Raw genomic sequence first — 18,030 nt, 5'->3', positions numbered from 1 at the left:
GGCAGCTCCCGCCCAAAGCCCCGCCCAACCGCCAGCCCGCACGCGCACCCCGTCGGGGCCGCACCCCAACTGACCAGGGAGAATGTCTCATTTTCCCTGGTCAGAGCACCTTTCCCCCTGTAAAGTGGACCTTGTCTTTAGGTGAAGTCCCCCCGCGCCCCTGCGGGGCGCAGCCCCGTCGTGGCTGAGCGCGCTCACGTGGCGGCAGGCGCAGATCAGATGCAGTCCCGCGCCCCTGAAAAGACCGGCGAGCCGTCCACGGCGGAGGGAACCCCCCCGGGGGGGCGAGGTGCGGGTGCTGAGGGGGTGCCGACTCTTGTAAAGCGGCGCTAGCTGGTCTGGTGTTCGAGGGTGGCGCGGGTCTGGGGGCCGTAGACGCCGATGGGGTCGCCGCGGACGCCGTACCAGATCTGGAACATGGCGACGGCCTCGCGAACCCCCTGGTCGTAGGAGCCGTTGACGCGGCCGTGGTAGACCCACACGTCGCGGAGCCGCTGCTGGAGGTCGGAGACGGCGGCGCCGGTGTCGCCGAGCTGGAGGATCTTGGCGGCGGGGGAGGTCTGGGTGACGGGGGGCGTGGAGGGCGTCGGGCCGGCGGGCGTGGCGGGGGCGGACGGCGAGGAGCCGGTGGTGGCGGGCGCGGCGGGGGCGGACGGTGAGGAGCCGGTGGCGGCGGGGGCCGTCGTGGAGGGGGACGGGGACGGCGTGGCTGCCTCGGGCGCCACAGGCGTGGCGGCGGAGGTCGTGGTCGGCGCGGGGGTGTGGCGCGGGGCGCCGACGGCCACGGTGCCCACGACGGCGGTGGACTCCGTCGGCAGCTCGACGTCCGGCATGGAGGACGTCCGGTCCGGCGGCAGTGCCCGGTCGGTGCGCGGCTCGTCGCCCATGACCTGACCGGTGACGGCGACGGCGCCCGCGGCCAGCGCGGAGGCGGCGACCGCGGCGGCGGCCACCACCAGGCCCCGTCTGCGGCGCCGGTGTCTGCCCCGGTCCTGGTACAGCCCGGTCCCGGCCGCCGCTCCGGCGGACACGGCGGGAGTCCCGGCCTCCGCGTCCCCCCGCGGCGCGTACTCCACGCCGGAGTAGAGCGCGGCGAACAGCCCGACATCGGCGGTCTCAGGACCGCCGTCGGCGGGCGCCAGCAGCGGCCGTACGGTCGTCTCGCCCGCCTCGCCGTCCGGCTCGGCGACGTAGGGGCGCATCCGCAGCGGGTGGAAGCCCTCGGTGGCGGCGAGCGCGGCGGCCCGCGCGGCGGAACGCTCCGCCGCCCGCGTCTCCCCGCCCTCGTCCTGCTCGCCGGGGACACCGGGCGGGCCCGGCTCGGCCGAGTCGTCCCAGGTGACCAGGGCCCCCGGCGGCACCAGCTCGCTCGGCGGCGGCGCCGGTGTTCCCGGCGCCGGTGGCCGCGGGGCGGTCACCTCGGGTGAAGCGTGCGGCGCCCCGGGCACGACCGGTATCCCCGCCGAGGACGCCTCGGCGTCCACCTCGCGGGCAGCGTCCGGCTGCGGCGCCACTGGTTCCCCTCCCGGCCGTCGTTCGCATTTCGCATATTCGCAAAGACGTGCCGATTATGCCGACCTCCGGCGGCGAGCGCAGCCCGCTGACCGCACAAGTGGGCGAGTATCGGAGGCCAAAGTCGTACAAATGGTGGGAATATAAGGTTCCGACCGTCGGGGGATGACGCGAGGAGCCGTTCCATGGCCCAGGACACCACGACCGCCGCGGGTCCGGCGGCGGCAGAGCCGGGGCAGCACCAGGACAAGCGGGCGGTACGGATTGCGATCAGCGCCTTGGCGCTCGGCATGCTGCTGGCCGCCCTCGACCAGACCATCGTGTCCACCGCGCTCCCCACGATCGTCAGCGAACTGGGCGGCATCGACCACCTGTCGTGGGTGGTGACGGCCTATCTGCTGGCGTCGACCGCGGCCACCCCGCTGTGGGGCAAGCTCGGCGACATGTACGGCAGGAAGCGGCTCTTCCAGACCGTCATCGTGATCTTCCTGATCGGCTCGGTGCTCTGCGGAATCGCCCAGAACATGGGCGAGTTGATCGCCTTCCGGGCTCTCCAGGGCCTGGGCGGCGGCGGGTTGATCGTGCTGTCGATGGCCATCGTCGGCGACATCGTGCCGCCGCGCGACCGCGGTCGCTACCAGGGCGTGTTCGGCGGGGTGTTCGGCGCGGCGAGCGTCCTCGGGCCGCTGCTGGGCGGGGTGTTCACCGAACAGCTCTCCTGGCGCTGGGTGTTCTACATCAACCTCCCCGTCGGGATCATCGCGCTCGCCGTGATCGCCGCGGTGCTGCACATCCCGGTCCGCCGTACGGCCCACCGGATCGACTACCTCGGCATGGCGGTGATCGCCGCCGCCGCGACCTGCCTGGTGCTGATGACCTCGCTCGGCGGCACCACCTGGGCGTGGGGCTCGGCCGGGATCATCGGCCTCGCGGTCGCCGGAGCCCTCCTCATCGCGCTGTTCGTGGCGATCGAGCGCCGCGCGCAGGAGCCGGTGCTGCCGCCGAAGCTGTTCCGCAACCGTACGTTCCTGCTCTGCTCGGTGATCTCCTTCATCATCGGCTTCGCGATGTTCGGCGCGATGACGTTCCTGCCGACCTTCCTCCAGGTCGTGCACGGCTTCTCGCCGACGCTGTCCGGCGTGCACATGATCCCGATGGTGATCGGGATGCTGCTGTCGTCCACGGTGTCGGGGCAGATCGTCAGCCGCACCGGCCACTACAAGGTCTTCCCGATCGCGGGCACCGGCGTCATCTCCGTCGGACTCGTCCTGCTGCACACCCTGGACGAGACGACCAGCACCTGGGTGATGAGCCTGTACTTCCTGGTCTTCGGCCTCGGTCTCGGCCTGGTGATGCAGGTGCTGGTGCTGGCCGTGCAGAACGCCGTCGGGTACGAGGACCTGGGCTCGGCCACGTCGGGCGCCACCTTCTTCCGGTCCATCGGCGCGTCCTTCGGCGTCTCGCTGTTCGGCACGATCTTCGCCAACCGCCTTTCTGACGAGCTGACTTCGGCCTTCGCGGGCAAGTCGCTGCCCGCCGGGGTCAATCCGGCGCAGTTTCAGGCCGACCCGACGGCGGTCGGCAAGCTGCCCGCGGCCGTCAAGGGGCCCGTGCTGCACGCGTATTCGAACTCGATCACCACCGTCTTCCTGTGGGCGGTGCCGATCGTGCTGGTCGGCTTCCTGCTGGCGTGGCTGCTCAAGGAGCAGCCGCTGCGGGGCACGGTGACCGTGCCGGACGCCAGCGAGACGCTCGGCACCAACCCGGTGGAGCGGTCCTCGCTCGACGAGATCGCCCGCTGCCTCTCGCTGCTCGGCAGCCGGGAAGCCCGCCGCGACCTCTACACCCGGATCACCGGCCTGGCCGGGCTCGACATCCACCCGGCCACGAGCTGGCTGCTGCTGCGGCTGGCCCACGACGGCGAGGCCGACCCGGTCGAGCTGGCCGCCCGTACCACCGTGCCCGCAGAGGTCATCGAGGCGGCGGCCGAGGAGTCGCAGTCCCGCGGCTTCGCCGTACGCGACGGCGGTCCGCTGGTCCTCACCGCGTCGGGGCACGCGCTGGCCGAACGCCTGACCGAGGCGCGGCGCACGGTCCTCGCCGATCTGCTCGGCGACTGGGACCCGGCCGCCCACGCCGACCTGGCCGCCCTGGTCACGAAGCTGAGCGGCGAACTGTGCGGCGGCGACGGGGACCGCCCCGAGGGCCGTACGCGGCACCAGCCGGCGGCCGGCGGTACGCCTGCGGCCTGACGGTTCGAGCCCGTCGTCCTGAAGCCGTCCGTTTGCGGTGCCTGGCAGTGGCAAGCCGAGCAGGGAGAGAACGTCACTGTCTGACGACCCGTAGGAACGGGAGGCACGCCATGTCCACCGGAGCGACTGTAGCCATCGTCGTAGTGGCGCTGATTGTCCTGGCGCTGATCGCGACCCTGGTGATGAGGGGCGACGGTACGGGAGGTGTGGGTTCGGGAGCGCGGCTGAAGCATCGCTTCGGACCCGAGTACGACCGCGTGCTCGAACGGCACGACGGCGATGTGAAGGCCACCCGGGCGGAACTCGCCGAGCGGGTCAAGCGCCACGGCGACCTCGAACTGCGACCCGTCTCCGAGCAGGAGCGGGAGCGGTACACCGCCGACTGGACCGCGCTCCAGGCGCGGTTCGTGGACGAGCCCGGCGCGGCGGTCGGCCAGGCCGACGCGCTGATCGGCGAGATCGCCGCAGGCCGGGGCTTCCCGGCCGCGCAGGAGCCGGAGCACTTCGACGCGCTGTCCGTTCACCACCCGCACGCGGTGCACGGTTACCGCCAGGCCCACACGCTGGTCGACCCCGTAGGGGCCCCCGGTTCCGCGGCGCCGCAGAAGCGGCAGTCCACGGAGGACCTGCGCAAGGCGCTGCTGGGCGCGCGAGGGCTCTTCGACGAGCTGATGACCGAGAGCGCGCGCGGAACGAAGAACGCCACGGAGCGGGCGGACGAGGCGGACGAGGCGGACGAGGCCGACGAGGCTGTCGTGGAGCACGATGCCGCGGCCGACGAGGACGCGAAGGAGGGCGGTCGGCGCGGTGCGCTCGGCGGCCGGTTCGCGGCCCTCAGCGGCGGGCGGCGGGAGCACGACGACGCGGACGAACGTCCCTGACGTTCGGCTGGGCGCCGCTCGACCCCCCAAGCGGGGTGCACCACCCTGCGCCGGCCGGACGAGTCGGCTCAGCAGGACCACGGACAGGGAGATGAAGCGATGAGTGACCGCGACACCGAGAAGACCGGCACCGACCGGGTTGATGCCGAGAAGACCGAGGCGGAGAAGACCGAGGCCGAGAAGGCCGCGACCGGCACGGACCGGAGCAGCACGGACCGGACAGGCACGGACCGCAGCAGCGCGGAGCGGACAGGCACGGACCGGACCGGCACAGAGCGGAACGGCACCGACAGGATCGGGTCCGGCAAGACCCGGACGACCACGTACGGGGCCGGGTCCGGGTCCGGGTCCGGGACCGACAGGCCCGGCAGACTGGACAGGCCCGAGTTCTCCGAACCGCCGGAGAAGGAGCCTGAAGCGGCTTCCTCCACCGGGTCCGGCACGTCGGCCCGTTGGACCTCGGGGGCCTCCAAGTCCGCTGAGGCCACTGAGTCCGCTGAGGCTGCTGAGGCCGCCGAGACGTCCGGGTCCGACACCGGGCGGGCGACGACCAGTACGGGTACGAGCGCGAGCTCGTCCGTACCGGCGCCGCGTACCCCTGCCGAGTCGACGACCGGGACCACCGCGACCGGGCCGGAGGCCGAGCGCGAGGCCGGTCTCGGCACCGGGACATCGGCGTTCGCCACCAAGCCCGCGACGGCCTCCGAGACGGAGACCACGGCCACGGCCACGCCTGAGTCCCCGTCCACGCGCACGGACACGTCCACGCGCACGGACACGACCGCGACCCCGTCCACGACCACGACCCCGACCACGACCGCGACGGACAGCACGTCCGGTGCGGCCGACGGCGGGGCCGAGGAAGTGGACCGGCTGAGCCGGCGGATGGACCGCGCGGTCGGCGGCTTCGTGGACGACCCGAAGCGCGCCGTGCGCGAGGCGGACGCCGTACTGGACGAGGCCGCCGCGCGGCTGACCCGGTTGCTGGAGGAGCGGCGCACCGCGCTGCGCGGGTCGTGGCACGGTGACGACGGAAGCGACGGCACCGGGACCGAGGAGTTGCGGATCGCGCTCACCAAGTACCGCGACATGGCACGGCAGTTGCTGACGACCAGCATCTGACGCCGGAGCCGGACCGCGCGCGGGCGCAGGCGCGCGGCCGACGGCTGACGGCTGACGACAGCGGACGGACGGGGGTTCTCACCTACGGTGAGAGCCCCCGTAGTCGACTTGCAGTTCCTTGACGCCGTTGATCCACGCCGAGCGCAGCCGCCGCGGATCGCCGAGCAGCCGGATGTCCGGCAGATTGTCGGCGATGGCGTTGAACATCAGGTTGATCTCCAGCTTGGCGAGATTCGCGCCGAGGCAGTAGTGCGGGCCCCCGCCGCCGTATCCGAGGTGCGGGTTGGGATCGCGCAGGATGTCGAACGTGCCCGGGTCGTCGAAGACTTCGGGGTCGTTGTTGGCGGAGGAGTAGAACATCCCCACCCGGTCGCCCGCCTTGATCTTCGCGCCGCCGAGTTCGGTGTCCTGGGTGGCGGTGCGCTGGAAGGACACGATCGGGGTGGCCCAGCGGACGATCTCGTCCGAGGTCGTGTCCGGGCGCCGCTCCTTGAACAGTTCCCACTGCTCGGGGTGGGTCAGGAACGCGTGCATGCCGTGGGTGATGGCGTTGCGCGTCGTCTCGTTGCCCGCGACGGTCAGCACGAGCACGAAGAAGCCGAACTCGTCGGAGGTCAGGTTGCCTTCGTCGGACGCGGCGACGAGTTTGCTGACGATGTCGGCGGCCGGGCACTGCTTGCGGGCGGCGGCCATGTTCATCGCGTACGAGATCAGCTCCATCGCCGACTCGGCGCCGATCTCCTCGGTGATGGCGAGTTCCGGGTCGTCGTAGGCGGCCATCTTGTTCGACCAGTCGAAGAGCTTGAGCCGGTCGTCCTGCGGCACGCCGATGAGTTCGGCGATGGCCTGGAGCGGCAGTTCGCACGCGACGTCGGTGACGAAGTTCCCCCGGCCCGCCTCCGCCGCGCCGGTCACGATCCGCTGGGCGCGCGCCCGTAGCGCGTCCTCCAGGGCCCGTATCGCCCGCGGGGTGAAGCCGCGCTGGACGATCTGCCGCAGCCGGGTGTGCTCGGGCGGGTCCATGTTGAGCATGATGAAGCGCTGCACGTCGATCTGGTCGCGGCTGATCCGGTCGTTGAAGCGGATGATCGCGGTGTTGGTGTACGAGGAGAAGACCTCCGGGTTGGTCGACACCGCTCTGACGTCCGCGTGCCGGGTCACCACCCAGTAGCCGTCGTCTCCGAAACCCGCGGTGTTGTGCGGCTGGGCGTTCCACCACACCGGGGCGGTCTGCCGGAGTTCGGCCAGCTCCGGCAGGGGGACGCGGTCCTGGTAGACGTCCGGATCGGTGAAGTCGAAGCCTTCGGGAAGCGCGGGACAGGGCATCGGCACTCCAGGTCTGACGTGTCATAAGTTGTCTGACGGTCCATCAGATATACGACCGAAGGTAGTAACGACTTCCACAAGTCGCAAGAGCCGCGGGCGTGTGGATCACGAACGGGAACGACGTGGGCCGTGCGCGACTCTTGCGCGCGCCGTACCGGGGGTAATAAGACTGCGGGAAGAACTAGAACGCGTACTAGTTTAGTTGAGAAGAGGACGAGCTTCATGGCCGCTGAACCCGTCATCGTCGAAGCCGTACGCACCCCGATCGGCAAGCGCGGCGGCGCGCTCGCCAACCTCCACCCCGCCTATCTGCTCGGCGAGACCTACCGCGAACTGCTCGGCCGCACCGGCATCCAGGCCGACGCCGTCGAGCAGATCGTCGGCGGCACCGTCACCCACGCCGGGGAACAGTCCATGAACCCCGCGCGCAACGCCTGGCTCGCCGTCGGCCTGCCCTACGAGACCGCCGCGACCACCGTCGACTGCCAGTGCGGATCCTCGCAGCAGGCCAACCACATGGTGGCCAACATGGTCGCCGCGGGCGTCATCGACATCGGCATCGGCTGCGGAGTCGAGGCCATGTCGCGGGTGCCGCTGGGCAGCGGCTCCAAGCACGGGCCCGGCAAGCCGTTCCCCGACGAGTGGAACATCGACCTGCCCAACCAGTTCGAGGCCGCGGAACGGATCGCCCGCCGCCGCGGACTCACCCGCGAGCACGTCGACCGGCTCGGCCTCATCTCGCAGGAACGCGCCGCCCGCGCCTGGGCCGAGGAGCGCTTCAAGCGCGAGACCTTCGCCGTCCAGGTGCCCACCACCGAGGACGAGCAGCACGCCGGGCTCGGCATGTGGCGGCTGGTCGACCGCGACCAGGGCCCGCGCGACACCACCATGGACGGGCTCGCCGGGCTCAAGCCCGTCATGCCCGCCGCCGTCCACACCGCCGGGAACTCCTCGCAGATCTCCGACGGCGCCTGCGCCGTGATGTGGGCCTCCAAGAAGATGGCCCGCGCCCTGCACCTGCGCCCCCGCGCCCGGATCGTCGCCCAGGCCCTGGTCGGCTCCGACCCGCACTTCCACCTCGACGGACCCATTGACGCCACCCGCGCCGTCCTCGGCAAGGCCGGGATGACGCTGCGGGACATCGACGTCGTCGAGATCAATGAAGCCTTCGCCTCCGTCGTCCTGTCCTGGGCCCAGGTCTTCGACCAGGACCTCGAAAAGGTCAATGTCAACGGCGGCGCCATCGCGCTCGGTCACCCCGTCGGCGCCACCGGGGCCCGTCTGATCACCACCGCGCTCCACGAACTGGAGCGCGCCGACAAGGAGTTCGCCCTGATCACGATGTGCGCGGGCGGCGCGCTCGCCACGGGTACGATCATCCAGCGGCTGTAGAGGGCTGCCCGGACGGACCCCGCGCGGGAGTCAGCGCTGCCTGCGGCCCTTGCGGCCGCTGAGCAGGAAGCCCACGCCGACGCTCGCGACGAAGAAGATGCTGACGATCAGCCACGTACTGGTGCCGGCCGATCCGCCGTCCTTCTTCGTGTCGCCGGTCGGGCTCGGCGAGGCCGTCGCGCCCGCCGCCGTCACGTGCGACCTCGTGCCGGGCGACGCGGCGACGGCGGACGGCGCCGCCGTCAGGGCGGCCAGTGCCAGGACGGCGACGGTGGCCACGGTGGTGGCGCGGCGGCGCAGGAGCATGGGGAACACCCTAACGTCCCGGTGCCGCGCTATACGGCCCGGTACGTCACCGGGCCGGACCCCGGCACCGCCTCGGCGCGCCCCGCCTTGGTCAGCCGCCGCAGATGCGCCTCGGTCTCGGAGACGGCGATGGTCCGCGAGGACGTGGGGATCTGCGACCAGGGACGGTTCCAGGGCAGCGCCTCGGCGAGCTGCCAGGGGGTGCGGGGCTCGGGGGTGATCAGGGCGAGGAGCTCCGCCAGGCGCGCGGCGTGGTGCTCCAGGAGTTCGCCGACCCGGCCCGCCGCGCCCGCGAAGGCGTACTGGTGCGCCGGGAGCACCTGGGCGGGGGCCAGCCGGGCGATGCGTTCGAGCGAGTCCAGGTAGTCGCCGAGCGGGTCGGTCTCGACGACGGCGTCCGGGTCCTCGTACAGGCCGATGTGCGGCGAGATCTCCGGCAGGAGGTGGTCACCGGAGAACAGCCGGCGGCTCTCCTCCAGGTACAGGCAGACGTGCCCCGGCGTGTGGCCGGGCGTCCACACCGCGCGCAGCCGGCGGCCCGCCAGCGGCAGCAGCTCGCCCGGGACGATCTCACGGTCCGGCAGGGCGGGCGGCCGTCCCGGCAGCGCCTGGCCGCCGTACTCGCGCAGCGGCGCCAGGTGCTCCTCGGGCGCGCCCGCCGCCGCCAGCCGCGCCAGCAGGTACTCCACCCACACGCCCGGCTCGGCCTCCCGGGTGCGCCGCACCACGTCGATGTCGGCCGCGTGCATCGCGATCCACGCCCCCGACGCCTCCCGCACCCGCGCGCTCAGCCCGTGGTGGTCGGGATGGTGGTGCGTCACCAGCACCCCCAGGACGTCACCCACCGACGTCCCCGCCTCCCGCAGCCCGCGCTCCAGCGCCGCGAACGAGTCCGGGTGGTCCCACCCGCTGTCCACCAGCACCGGCCCGTCGTCGGTGTCGAGCAGGTGCACCAGCGTGTACCCGAGCGGGTTGTCGGGAATCGGCACCGGCACGCTCCACACCCCGCCGCCGTGGTCGACCACCCGCCCCCGATCCTCCCGCCGGCCAGCCGTGCCGTGGTCCGCCATGGGATGGCTCCTCTCCGGCCGCCGCCGGGCGTGCCGCGTCCATTGCCCACTATAACGAGAACTGGTATCAGTTCTGACTGAGCGTCAGAAATGGTTCGAGCGGCGACAGCGAGAGCGGCGGAGGCGACAGCGATGAACGATCCCGGTCCTGGTTCCGACTTCATCGAGCACGGAAAGCTGTTCATCGGAGGGGCGTTCGTCGATCCGGCGGGGGACGGGGGGACGATCGAGGTCGTGTCGCCGCACACGGAGCGGGTGTTCGGACGGGTGCCGCACGCGTCGCGGGCCGATGTGGACCGGGCGGTGGCGGCGGCCCGCACGGCGTTCGACGAAGGGCCCTGGCCCCGCACGGCGTTGGCGGAACGGATCGAGGTCGTCGGCCGGATCAAGGACGCCATCCTGGTCAGGCACGAGGAGATAGCCCGGCTGATCAGCCGGGAGAACGGCTCACCGGTCTCCTGGAGCGTCCTGGCCCAGGCGCTCGGCGCGATGATGGTCTGGGACGCCGCGATCACCGTGGCGCGCGACTTCCGTTACGAGGAGCGGCGGGCCGGAGTGCTCGGGCCGATCCTGGTACGGCGCGAGCCGGTCGGCGTCGTCGCGGCCGTGGTGCCGTGGAACGTACCGCAGTTCACGGCGGCGGCGAAGCTCGGGCCCGCGCTGCTCGCCGGGTGCACGGCGGTGCTCAAGCCGTCGCCGGAGTCGCCGCTGGACGCGTATCTGCTGGCGGAGATCGCGCAGGAGGCGGGGCTGCCCGACGGGGTGCTGAACATCGTGCCCGCCGGGCGCGAGGTCAGCGAGTACCTGGTCGGCCACCCCGGTGTGGACAAGGTGTCGTTCACCGGCTCGGTCGCGGCGGGCAAGCGCGTGATGGAGGTGGCCGCGCGCCATCTCACGCGCGTGACGCTGGAGTTGGGCGGCAAGTCGGCGGCCGTGATCCTGCCGGACGCCGACCTGACGGCGGCCGTCGCCGGGATCGTGCCCAACGCGTGGATGAACAACGGCCAGGCGTGCGTGGCCCAGACCCGCGTCCTGGCCCCCCGTAGCCACTACGACGAGATCGCCGAGCGGCTGGCGGCGGCGGCGTCCGCGCTGGTGGTCGGCGACCCGCTGGACCCGGCCACCGAGGTCGGCCCGCTGGTCGCCGAACGCCAGCGGCAGCGCTCCCTGGACTACATCGCGATCGGCCAGCGCGAGGGCGCCAAGGTGCTGACCGGCGGCGGGCGGCCGAGCGGCCTGGACACCGGCTGGTACGTCGAGCCGACGTTGTTCGGTGACGTCGCACCGGGGATGCGGATCGCCCGCGAGGAGATCTTCGGCCCGGTGATCTGCCTGCTGCCGTACGACGACGAGGCCGACGCCGTACGCATCGCCAACGACTCCGACTACGGCCTGTCCGGCAGCGTGTGGACCGCCGACACCGAGCACGGCATCGACATCGCGCGCCAGGTGCGTACCGGCACGTACTCCGTCAACACCTTCAGCCTCGACATGCTCGGCCCCTTCGGCGGCTACAAGGACTCAGGTCTCGGGCGGGAGTTCGGGCCCGAGGGGTTCGGCGAGTACCTTGAGCACAAGATGATCCACCTCCCGGCCGACTACCCGGCCGCCCCGGCGCAGGACGCCGCCGGGGCCGCCGCCGGGGCCGCCGGCACGGCGGGCGGCACGGCGGGCGGCACCGACTGATGGGCGACCGCTGGCACGTGGACGTGGACCGCTCCGTCTGCATCGGCTCGGGACTGTGCGCGACCGGCGCCCCCGGCGCCTTCGTGCTGGGCGGCGTGCCCCGCCAGTCCCGCGCGGTGGAGGCGGAGGCGGACGCCTCGGAGGGCCTTCTCGCGGCAGCCGAGAGCTGCCCGGTGGAGGCCATCACCCTGACCGTGCAGGGGTCGGGAGAGCCGGTCTTCCCGCCGGAGGAGTGACCGGACGGACGGTGTGAACAGCCCGCCCGGCCGGAATCACCCGGCCGGGCTACCCGTCGTCACCCTTGCGGGGCCGCAGCGGGCCGCACCGGGCCGCATCGGACCGGGCCTGGCCTTGCGGGGCCGGGCCGGCCACGACAGCCCGGGACCGCCCCCGCCTCATCCGCCGCGTTTGATGGCCCGCAGAAAGCGGGCCAGCGCGGTCGGGGTCGTACACAGCACGACCCCTGGGTCGTCGCTCTCGCGGAGCAGGACCGCGCCGCCGTCCTCGGCCAGCTCGACGCACTCGCCCTGTTCCTGCGAGTACGTGGACTTCTGCCAAACGAGCGGCGCGGGCGCGATCATCGGCGGGCCTTTCAGAGGTCTTGGGAGATGTCGCGGATGAAGTCCCGTGACCGGGACTGATCCAGCGCAACCTCCGCGAGAGTGTTGTAGAGCACGCGGTAATTGGACAGATGCGGTGCCGCGTGCAGAAAACTGATGCCGTGTGCGGAGTCGATCTGAACGGTGTCGAGCGGCCGTACCGGACCGCTCGCGTAGAGCATCGCGTGGCCGGAACCTATGTGACCGTCCACCGCGAAGGGGATCACCCGCACGCTGATGTGCGGCAGATGGCTCAGCTCCTGGATGTGTTCGAGCTGGGCGCGCGCCACCTTCCCGCCGCCGAACCGCATACGCAGCGCGGCCTCGTGGATCAGCGCCTCGTACGGCGGCGCCGTCTCCCGGTAGAGCACTCCCGAACGCTCCATGCGCTGGGCCACCCGCGCCTCAAGCTCGTTGTCGGGCAACGGCGGGATGGCGTAGCCGAAGACCGTACGGGTGTAGTCCTCGGTCTGGAACACACCCGGAATGTGGGTGATCTGGATGGTACGGAGCCGGGTGGCGTGGTGTTCGAGCTCGGCGATGTCCAGCAGCCCGGCCGGTACGACGCCACGGTAGGTCTCCCACCAGCCCTTGCGGCCCTGGCTGTTGGCCATGACCACGAGCGCGTCGATCAGCGCGGTGTCGCCGCACTCGTAGAACGCCGCGAGTCTGCGTAACCGCTCCTCGCTCACGCCGAGCCGCCCGGCCTCGATGTGGCTCACCTTCGCCGGGTCGGTGCCGAGCAGCCGCGCGGTGTCGCGCGCGGTGATCGCTGCGGCTTCCCGCATTTTCCGTAGCTCCGCACCGAGGCGCTCCTGGCGGGCGGTTGCGGTGCTTCTGAGCGGCATGGTGTCCCTTCTGAATGGTGGTTCCGAGTCTGCCGTTCCGCTCACGCGGGGTCCAGATCGTTTCTGGAAATTTCGGAGACAAGGTTGCAGTGGGGCATTATTGCCCCATATGCTGCGCGCGCTTCCGCGCACGCGGACAGTCAACTCCCTTGAGGTGTACGTGCGTTGACCGGGTATCCGGTTACCGGAGATCCCGCTCCGACGGTACGGCGGGCGACGGGTCGGCGAGGACCCGGTGAAGTTCCCGTGAAGGGCCGGTGAGGCCCCGGTCGCCGGGCGGTGGCGGCCGGAGGCGGCCGTGATCTCGCCCGTGATCTTCGCCCGTGATCTTCGCTCGGGATCGTTGGCCGGGATCTTCGGCCGGGCGCGGCCAGGGGCGCCCCCGGGCCGCGCCCGCGCGGGCGCTACTCGGGGGACGTCAGGTCGATCAGGCGGCAGACCGTCTGGATGTCGATCTTCACCTGGGCGATCGAGGCCCGGCCGGAGAGCCAGGTGACCAGCGCGGAGTGCCAGGTGTGCTCGATGACCCGGACGGCCGAGAGCTGCTCGGCCGTGGGGGGCGCGTCCAGGCCCATCGCGTCCAGGATGATCGCGGTGGTCAGCCGCGAGACGGTGTCGACCTCGGCGCTGACCGAGCGGTCGGCGAAGGTGAGGGCGCGCACCATCGCGTCGGCCAGATGCGGCTCGCGCTGCATCGCGCGGAAGGCCCGCATCAAGGTCTCCGCGACCCGGTCGGCCGGCTCGGCCGCCACCGGGGGCCGCTTGCGCAGCGTCCCGTGCAACTGCCCGAGCTGGTCCTGCATGGTCGCGACCAGCAGGTGGATCTTGGAGGGGAAGTAGCGGTAGAGCGTGCCGAGCGCGACGCCCGACGTCTCGGCGACCTCCCGCATCTGCACGGCGTCGAAACCGCCCCGGCAGGCGAGCTGCGCGCTGGTGTGCAGGATGCGGCGCCGCCGCGCCTCCTGCCGCTCCGTCAGCGGCGGCGAGTGCGGCGCGGGGGAGTGCGAGGGTACGCGCGGAAGAGGCGGGCTGGACGGCTTGGAGTCAGTGCTCATGTGTCCCATCCCGTGCCGTTCCCGTACCCGTTTCCGTGCCCGTCTCGGTGCCGATCCGCGGGCCGGTCGGCCCGTGCCGCCGGTGTCCCGCGCTGCGTGCATGATGGCAGGGCGGGTGACGTGGTGCGAGTCACCCTCGGCCCGCACCGGGCCCCGCCCCCGGCGGCGTGATCCGACCGTCCGGCGGCCGGTGGACTGGCTTTCTGTACCATCAAGTCTGAAACTTGTTCTAGATTAGCGCGACAGCGGTTACGCTCCGGCTCAATCGCGACTCAGAAGGGGGCCGGAGTGACCTCACAGGCCGGGCCGCTGCGGATTGCCCTGCTCAGCTACAAGGGAAATCCCTTCTGCGGCGGCCAGGGCGTGTACGTCCGGCACCTGTCCCGCGAGCTGGCCGCGCTCGGCCACAGCGTCGAGGTGATCGCCGCGCAGCCCTACCCCGTGCTGGACGCGGTCGGCGAGGGCGTCACCCTCACCGAGCTGCCCAGCCTCGACCTGTACCGGCAGCCGGACCCCTTCCGTACGCCGGGGCGCGGCGAGTACCGCGACTGGGTCGACGCCCTCGAAGTCGCCACCATGTGGACCGGCGGCTTCCCGGAACCGCTCACTTTCAGCCTGCGTGCCCGGCGCCATCTCGCCGCCCGCCGGGCCGAGTTCGACGTCGTCCACGACAATCAGACGCTCGGATACGGGCTGCTCGGCCTCGGCCTGCCGCTGGTCACCACGATCCACCACCCCATCACCGTGGACCGCCGCCTGGACCTGGCCGCGGCCCAGGACTGGAAGCGACGGCTGTCGGTACGCCGCTGGTACGGCTTCACGCAGATGCAGAAGCGGGTGGCCCGCCGCCTGCCGTCCGTGGTGACCGTCTCCGGCTCCTCGCGCGACGAGATCATCGAGGACCTGGGCGTACGGCCGGACCGGATCCGCGCCGTCCCGATCGGCGCCGACGCCCGGCTCTTCTCGCCCGACCCCTCCGTGGCCGAAGTGCCCGGCCGGATCGTCACCACATCGAGCGCCGACGTGCCCCTCAAGGGCCTGGTCTTCCTGATCGAGGCGCTCGCCAAGGTACGGGCGCAGCGGCCGTACGCCCATCTCGTCGTCGTCGGCAAACGGCCCGAGAAGGGGCCCGTCGCCGAGGCCATCGCCGACTTCGGCCTCGAGGACGCCGTCGCATTCGTCAAGGGCATCAGCGACGCCGAGCTGGTCGACCTGCTGCGCGGCGCCGAGGCCGCCTGCGTGCCGTCGCTCTACGAGGGCTTCTCGCTGCCCGCCGCCGAGGCGATGGCCACCGGCACCGCGCTGGTCGCCACCACCGGCGGCGCCATCCCCGAGGTCGCCGGGCCCGACGGCGAGACCTGCCTGGCGGCGCTACCCGGCGACGCCGGCGCCCTCGCCGCCGCCCTCGACCGCCTCCTGTCCGACCCCGACCTTCGCAAGCGGCTCGCCGCCGCCGGCCGCGCCCGCGTCCTGGCCCACTTCACATGGGAGCGGGCCGCCGAGGCGACGGTGGCCCTGTACCGCGAAGTGATCGCCTCCGCCTCCCAGGTCCGCGAGCCCGCCCCCGATCCGCGGCTGCCGCCGCGTGGGCGCGAGGAGCCGGGACGTGCCCCGAAGGGGCGCGGGGAACTGCGCGAGCAACCCGCCACCGGGCTTGTGGTCGCGGAACAGACCGGGTCTGCCCCGCTGGGGCGGTCGGTGAGCCGCGGCGCCGCGTCGGCCGAGCGCGCAGTTCCCCGCGCCCCTGAAGGGCGCCCACTTGCGCAAGGTGACGGTGCGGGTCGGCCCTCTGGCGCCGGGGCCGCCCAGGAGGGCCGCGAGCCCGCATCCGATCCGCGGCTGCCGCCGCGTGGGCCTGTGGTCGCGGAACGGACCGGGTCTGCCCCGCTGGGGCGGTCGGTGAGCCGCGGCGCCGCGTCGGCTGAGCGCGCAGTTCCCCGCGCCCCTGAAGGGCGCCCACTTGCGCAAGGTGACGGTGCGGTTTCCCGCGCCCCTGAGGGGCGCTCGGCTGCGCAAGGTGAACGTACGGGGGACGTGCCCCCCAAGACTGAGTCCGGCCCGGTAGGGAGCAACCGCTGATGCTGACCGTCGACTTCACCCGTTTCCCGCTCGCCGCAGGCGACCGCGTGCTGGACCTCGGATGCGGCGCCGGGCGCCACGCCTTCGAGTGCTACCGGCGCGGAGCGCACGTGGTGGCGCTGGACAGGAACGGCGAGGAGATCCGCGAAGTCGCCCGCTGGTTCGCGGCGATGAAGGAGGAGGGCGAGGCGCCGGAGGGCGCGTCGGCGGTGGCGATGGAGGGCGACGCTCTCCAACTCCCTTTCCCCGACGAGAGCTTCGACGTCGTCATCATTTCCGAGGTGATGGAGCACATCCCCGACGACAAGGGCGTCCTCGCTGAAATGGTGCGGGTGCTGCGCCCCGGCGGGCGCATCGCGGTCACGGTGCCGCGCTACGGCCCGGAGAAGGTCTGCTGGGCGCTGTCGGACGCCTACCACGAGGTCGAAGGCGGCCACATCCGCATCTACAAGGCCGACGAACTGCTCGGCAGGATGCGGGAGGCGGGCCTGCGCCCGTACGGCACGCACCACGCGCACGGGCTGCACGCGCCGTACTGGTGGATCAAGTGCGCGGTCGGCGTGGACAACGACAAGGCGCTGCCGGTGAAGCTGTACCACAAGCTGCTGGTCTGGGACATCATGAAGAAACCGCTGGCCACCCGGGTCGCCGAGCAGGCGCTCAACCCGCTGATCGGCAAGAGCTTCGTGGCCTACGCGACCAAGCCGCACCTGCCGGTGGAAGCGGCGACGAGCCCCATCGAAAGCGCGGCGGAGCACACCGAAGCCGCGGGCGCCGCCAAGTGACGTACCCCAGCCGGAGGCCGGACCGCACGGAGCGGCTGGCACTGCCCGGTGTGCTCACCGCGCAGCAGGCCGCGGCGACGGTGGACGCCGTCGCGGCGGTCCAGCGCGAGGACGGCGCGATCCCGTGGTTCCGCGGCCACCACCTGGACCCGTGGGACCACGTCGAGGCGGCGATGGCGCTGGACGCGGCGGGCGAGCACGAGCGCGCGCTGGCCGCGTACGACTGGCTGGCCAGGCACCAGAACGAGGACGGGTCCTGGTACGCCGCCTATCAGGACGGCGACCCGCAGCGGCCGACCGACCGCGGCCAGGAGTCCAATTTCTGCGCGTACGTCGCCGTCGGCGTGTGGCACCACTATCTGTCCACCGGGGACGACGCGTTCGTGGACCGGCTGTGGCCGACGGTTCACGCGGCGGTGGAGTTCGTGCTGGGGCTCCAGCAGCCCGGCGGCCAGATCGGCTGGAAGCGGGAGGCGGCCGAGCACGGCGGGGCAGTCGTCACCGACGCGCTGCTGACCGGGAGTTCGTCGATCCATCAGGCGCTGCGCTGCGCGCTGGCCATCGCGGAACACCGCGAAGAGCCGCAGCCGGACTGGGAGTTGGCGACCGGCGCGCTGGGGCACGCGATCCGCAGCCACCCGGAGCGGTTCCTGGACAAGAGCCGCTACTCCATGGACTGGTACTACCCGGTGCTGTCCGGCGCGCTGCGCGGGCCCCGCGCGCTGGAGCGGATCGAGGAGGGCTGGTCCCGCTTCGTGGTGCCGGGCCTCGGCGTCCGCTGCGTGGTGCCCAACCCGTGGGTGACCGGCGGCGAGACCGCCGAACTGGCCCTGGCGCTCTGGGCGGTGGGCGAGTCCGACCGCGCCGTACGGCTGCTGGCCGACATGCGGCATCTGCGGGCGGACGACGGCCTGTACTGGACGGGGTACGTCTACGACGACGCCGCCGTCTGGCCGGTGGAGCGCACCGCGTGGACCGCCGCCGCCGTGCTGCTGGCGGTGGCCGCGCTCGGGGGGGACGAGGCGACCACCGCCGTATTCAGCGGGGAACGGCTGCCGGTCGGGCTGGAGCCCGAGGCGTCCGGCAGGACGGGCTGCTGCTGAGGCGCGTGCCGTAC

15 protein-coding genes and 1 pseudogene are annotated in these 18,030 nt (G+C 72.3%); 9 read left to right on the top strand and 7 right to left on the bottom strand.

Annotated features, from left to right (window positions below; translation table 11 throughout):
* Positions 1–329 precede the first annotated feature (329 nt).
* Positions 330–1,514: a peptidoglycan-binding protein gene (locus BGM09_RS39030; RefSeq protein WP_188285077.1), complete on the bottom strand. Its 1,185-nt coding sequence runs from the start codon at positions 1,512–1,514 to the stop codon at positions 330–332.
* Positions 1,515–1,697: 183 nt separating this feature from the next.
* Here BGM09_RS39030 and BGM09_RS31205 point away from each other — a divergent pair, with 183 nt between their 5' ends.
* The 3 genes from BGM09_RS31205 (at position 1,698) to BGM09_RS31195 (ending at position 5,767) form a co-directional block, all read left to right on the top strand.
* Entirely contained in the window at positions 1,698–3,764 is a 2,067-nt protein-coding gene (locus tag BGM09_RS31205; protein ID WP_188285076.1) for an MDR family MFS transporter, read from the top strand.
* Positions 3,765–3,874: 110 nt separating this feature from the next.
* Positions 3,875–4,645 carry a hypothetical protein gene (locus BGM09_RS31200; RefSeq protein ID WP_188285075.1) on the top strand — a complete coding sequence of 257 codons (771 nt, stop codon included), beginning with the start codon at positions 3,875–3,877 and terminating at the stop codon, positions 4,643–4,645.
* A 99-nt stretch (positions 4,646–4,744) separates the two neighbouring features.
* On the top strand, positions 4,745–5,767 hold the full coding sequence (locus tag BGM09_RS31195; RefSeq protein WP_188285074.1) for a hypothetical protein: 1,023 nt from the start codon (positions 4,745–4,747) through the stop codon (positions 5,765–5,767).
* Positions 5,768–5,845: 78 nt separating this feature from the next.
* Here the strand turns inward: BGM09_RS31195 and BGM09_RS31190 are convergent, their stop codons facing one another.
* Positions 5,846–7,093 carry a cytochrome P450 gene (locus BGM09_RS31190; RefSeq protein ID WP_188285073.1) on the bottom strand — a complete coding sequence of 416 codons (1,248 nt, stop codon included), beginning with the start codon at positions 7,091–7,093 and terminating at the stop codon, positions 5,846–5,848.
* 222 nt (positions 7,094–7,315) lie between these two features.
* Between BGM09_RS31190 and BGM09_RS31185 the strand changes: the two genes are divergently transcribed.
* Positions 7,316–8,485, top strand: a complete 1,170-nt coding sequence (locus tag BGM09_RS31185; protein ID WP_188285072.1) for a steroid 3-ketoacyl-CoA thiolase — start codon at positions 7,316–7,318, stop codon at positions 8,483–8,485.
* Positions 8,486–8,515: 30 nt separating this feature from the next.
* Here BGM09_RS31185 and BGM09_RS31180 read toward each other — a convergent pair whose 3' ends face one another.
* On the bottom strand, positions 8,516–8,791 hold the full coding sequence (locus BGM09_RS31180; RefSeq protein ID WP_188285071.1) for a hypothetical protein: 276 nt from the start codon (positions 8,789–8,791) through the stop codon (positions 8,516–8,518).
* A 29-nt stretch (positions 8,792–8,820) separates the two neighbouring features.
* The gene (locus tag BGM09_RS31175; RefSeq protein ID WP_188285070.1) at positions 8,821–9,861 is read right to left on the bottom strand and encodes an MBL fold metallo-hydrolase; all 1,041 of its coding nucleotides are present in this window, start codon (positions 9,859–9,861) and stop codon (positions 8,821–8,823) included.
* A gap of 132 nt (positions 9,862–9,993) precedes the next feature.
* On the opposite strand from BGM09_RS31175, the gene BGM09_RS31170 reads away from it, so the two are divergent.
* Both BGM09_RS31170 and BGM09_RS31165 read left to right on the top strand, forming a co-directional pair.
* Entirely contained in the window at positions 9,994–11,547 is a 1,554-nt protein-coding gene (locus tag BGM09_RS31170; RefSeq protein WP_188285069.1) for an aldehyde dehydrogenase, read from the top strand.
* Positions 11,547–11,783 (top strand): ferredoxin, encoded by a 237-nt coding sequence (locus BGM09_RS31165; RefSeq protein ID WP_188285068.1) that lies wholly within the window; start codon positions 11,547–11,549, stop codon positions 11,781–11,783. Before BGM09_RS31170 ends, BGM09_RS31165 begins: the two co-directional genes overlap by 1 nt.
* Before the next feature lie 159 nt (positions 11,784–11,942).
* On the opposite strand, the gene BGM09_RS31160 is transcribed toward BGM09_RS31165, so the two are convergent.
* From BGM09_RS31160 to BGM09_RS31150, 3 genes are all read right to left on the bottom strand, one after another.
* Positions 11,943–12,128, bottom strand: a complete 186-nt coding sequence (locus BGM09_RS31160; RefSeq protein WP_188285067.1) for a DUF397 domain-containing protein — start codon at positions 12,126–12,128, stop codon at positions 11,943–11,945.
* Between the two features lie 11 nt (positions 12,129–12,139).
* Positions 12,140–12,994 carry a helix-turn-helix domain-containing protein gene (locus BGM09_RS31155; RefSeq protein ID WP_188285066.1) on the bottom strand — a complete coding sequence of 285 codons (855 nt, stop codon included), beginning with the start codon at positions 12,992–12,994 and terminating at the stop codon, positions 12,140–12,142.
* A gap of 404 nt (positions 12,995–13,398) precedes the next feature.
* Positions 13,399–14,049: a TetR family transcriptional regulator gene (locus BGM09_RS31150; protein ID WP_188285065.1), complete on the bottom strand. Its 651-nt coding sequence runs from the start codon at positions 14,047–14,049 to the stop codon at positions 13,399–13,401.
* Between the two features lie 217 nt (positions 14,050–14,266).
* Here BGM09_RS31150 and BGM09_RS31145 point away from each other — a divergent pair.
* The 3 genes and pseudogenes from BGM09_RS31145 to BGM09_RS31135 form a co-directional block, all read left to right on the top strand.
* Positions 14,267–15,591, top strand: a pseudogene (locus tag BGM09_RS31145) (glycosyltransferase family 4 protein); the annotation flags it as partial.
* Between the two features lie 536 nt (positions 15,592–16,127).
* Positions 16,128–16,913 (top strand): class I SAM-dependent methyltransferase, encoded by a 786-nt coding sequence (locus BGM09_RS31140; RefSeq protein ID WP_188285064.1) that lies wholly within the window; start codon positions 16,128–16,130, stop codon positions 16,911–16,913.
* Entirely contained in the window at positions 16,910–18,016 is a 1,107-nt protein-coding gene (locus BGM09_RS31135; RefSeq protein ID WP_188285063.1) for a prenyltransferase/squalene oxidase repeat-containing protein, read from the top strand. Before BGM09_RS31140 ends, BGM09_RS31135 begins: the two co-directional genes overlap by 4 nt.
* Positions 18,017–18,030 lie beyond the last annotated feature (14 nt).

The organism is Streptomyces sp. CBMA29 (assembly GCF_014596445.1).
Lineage (GTDB): Bacteria > Actinomycetota > Actinomycetes > Streptomycetales > Streptomycetaceae > Actinacidiphila.
This window is presented reverse-complemented; position numbering and strand designations above follow the sequence as displayed.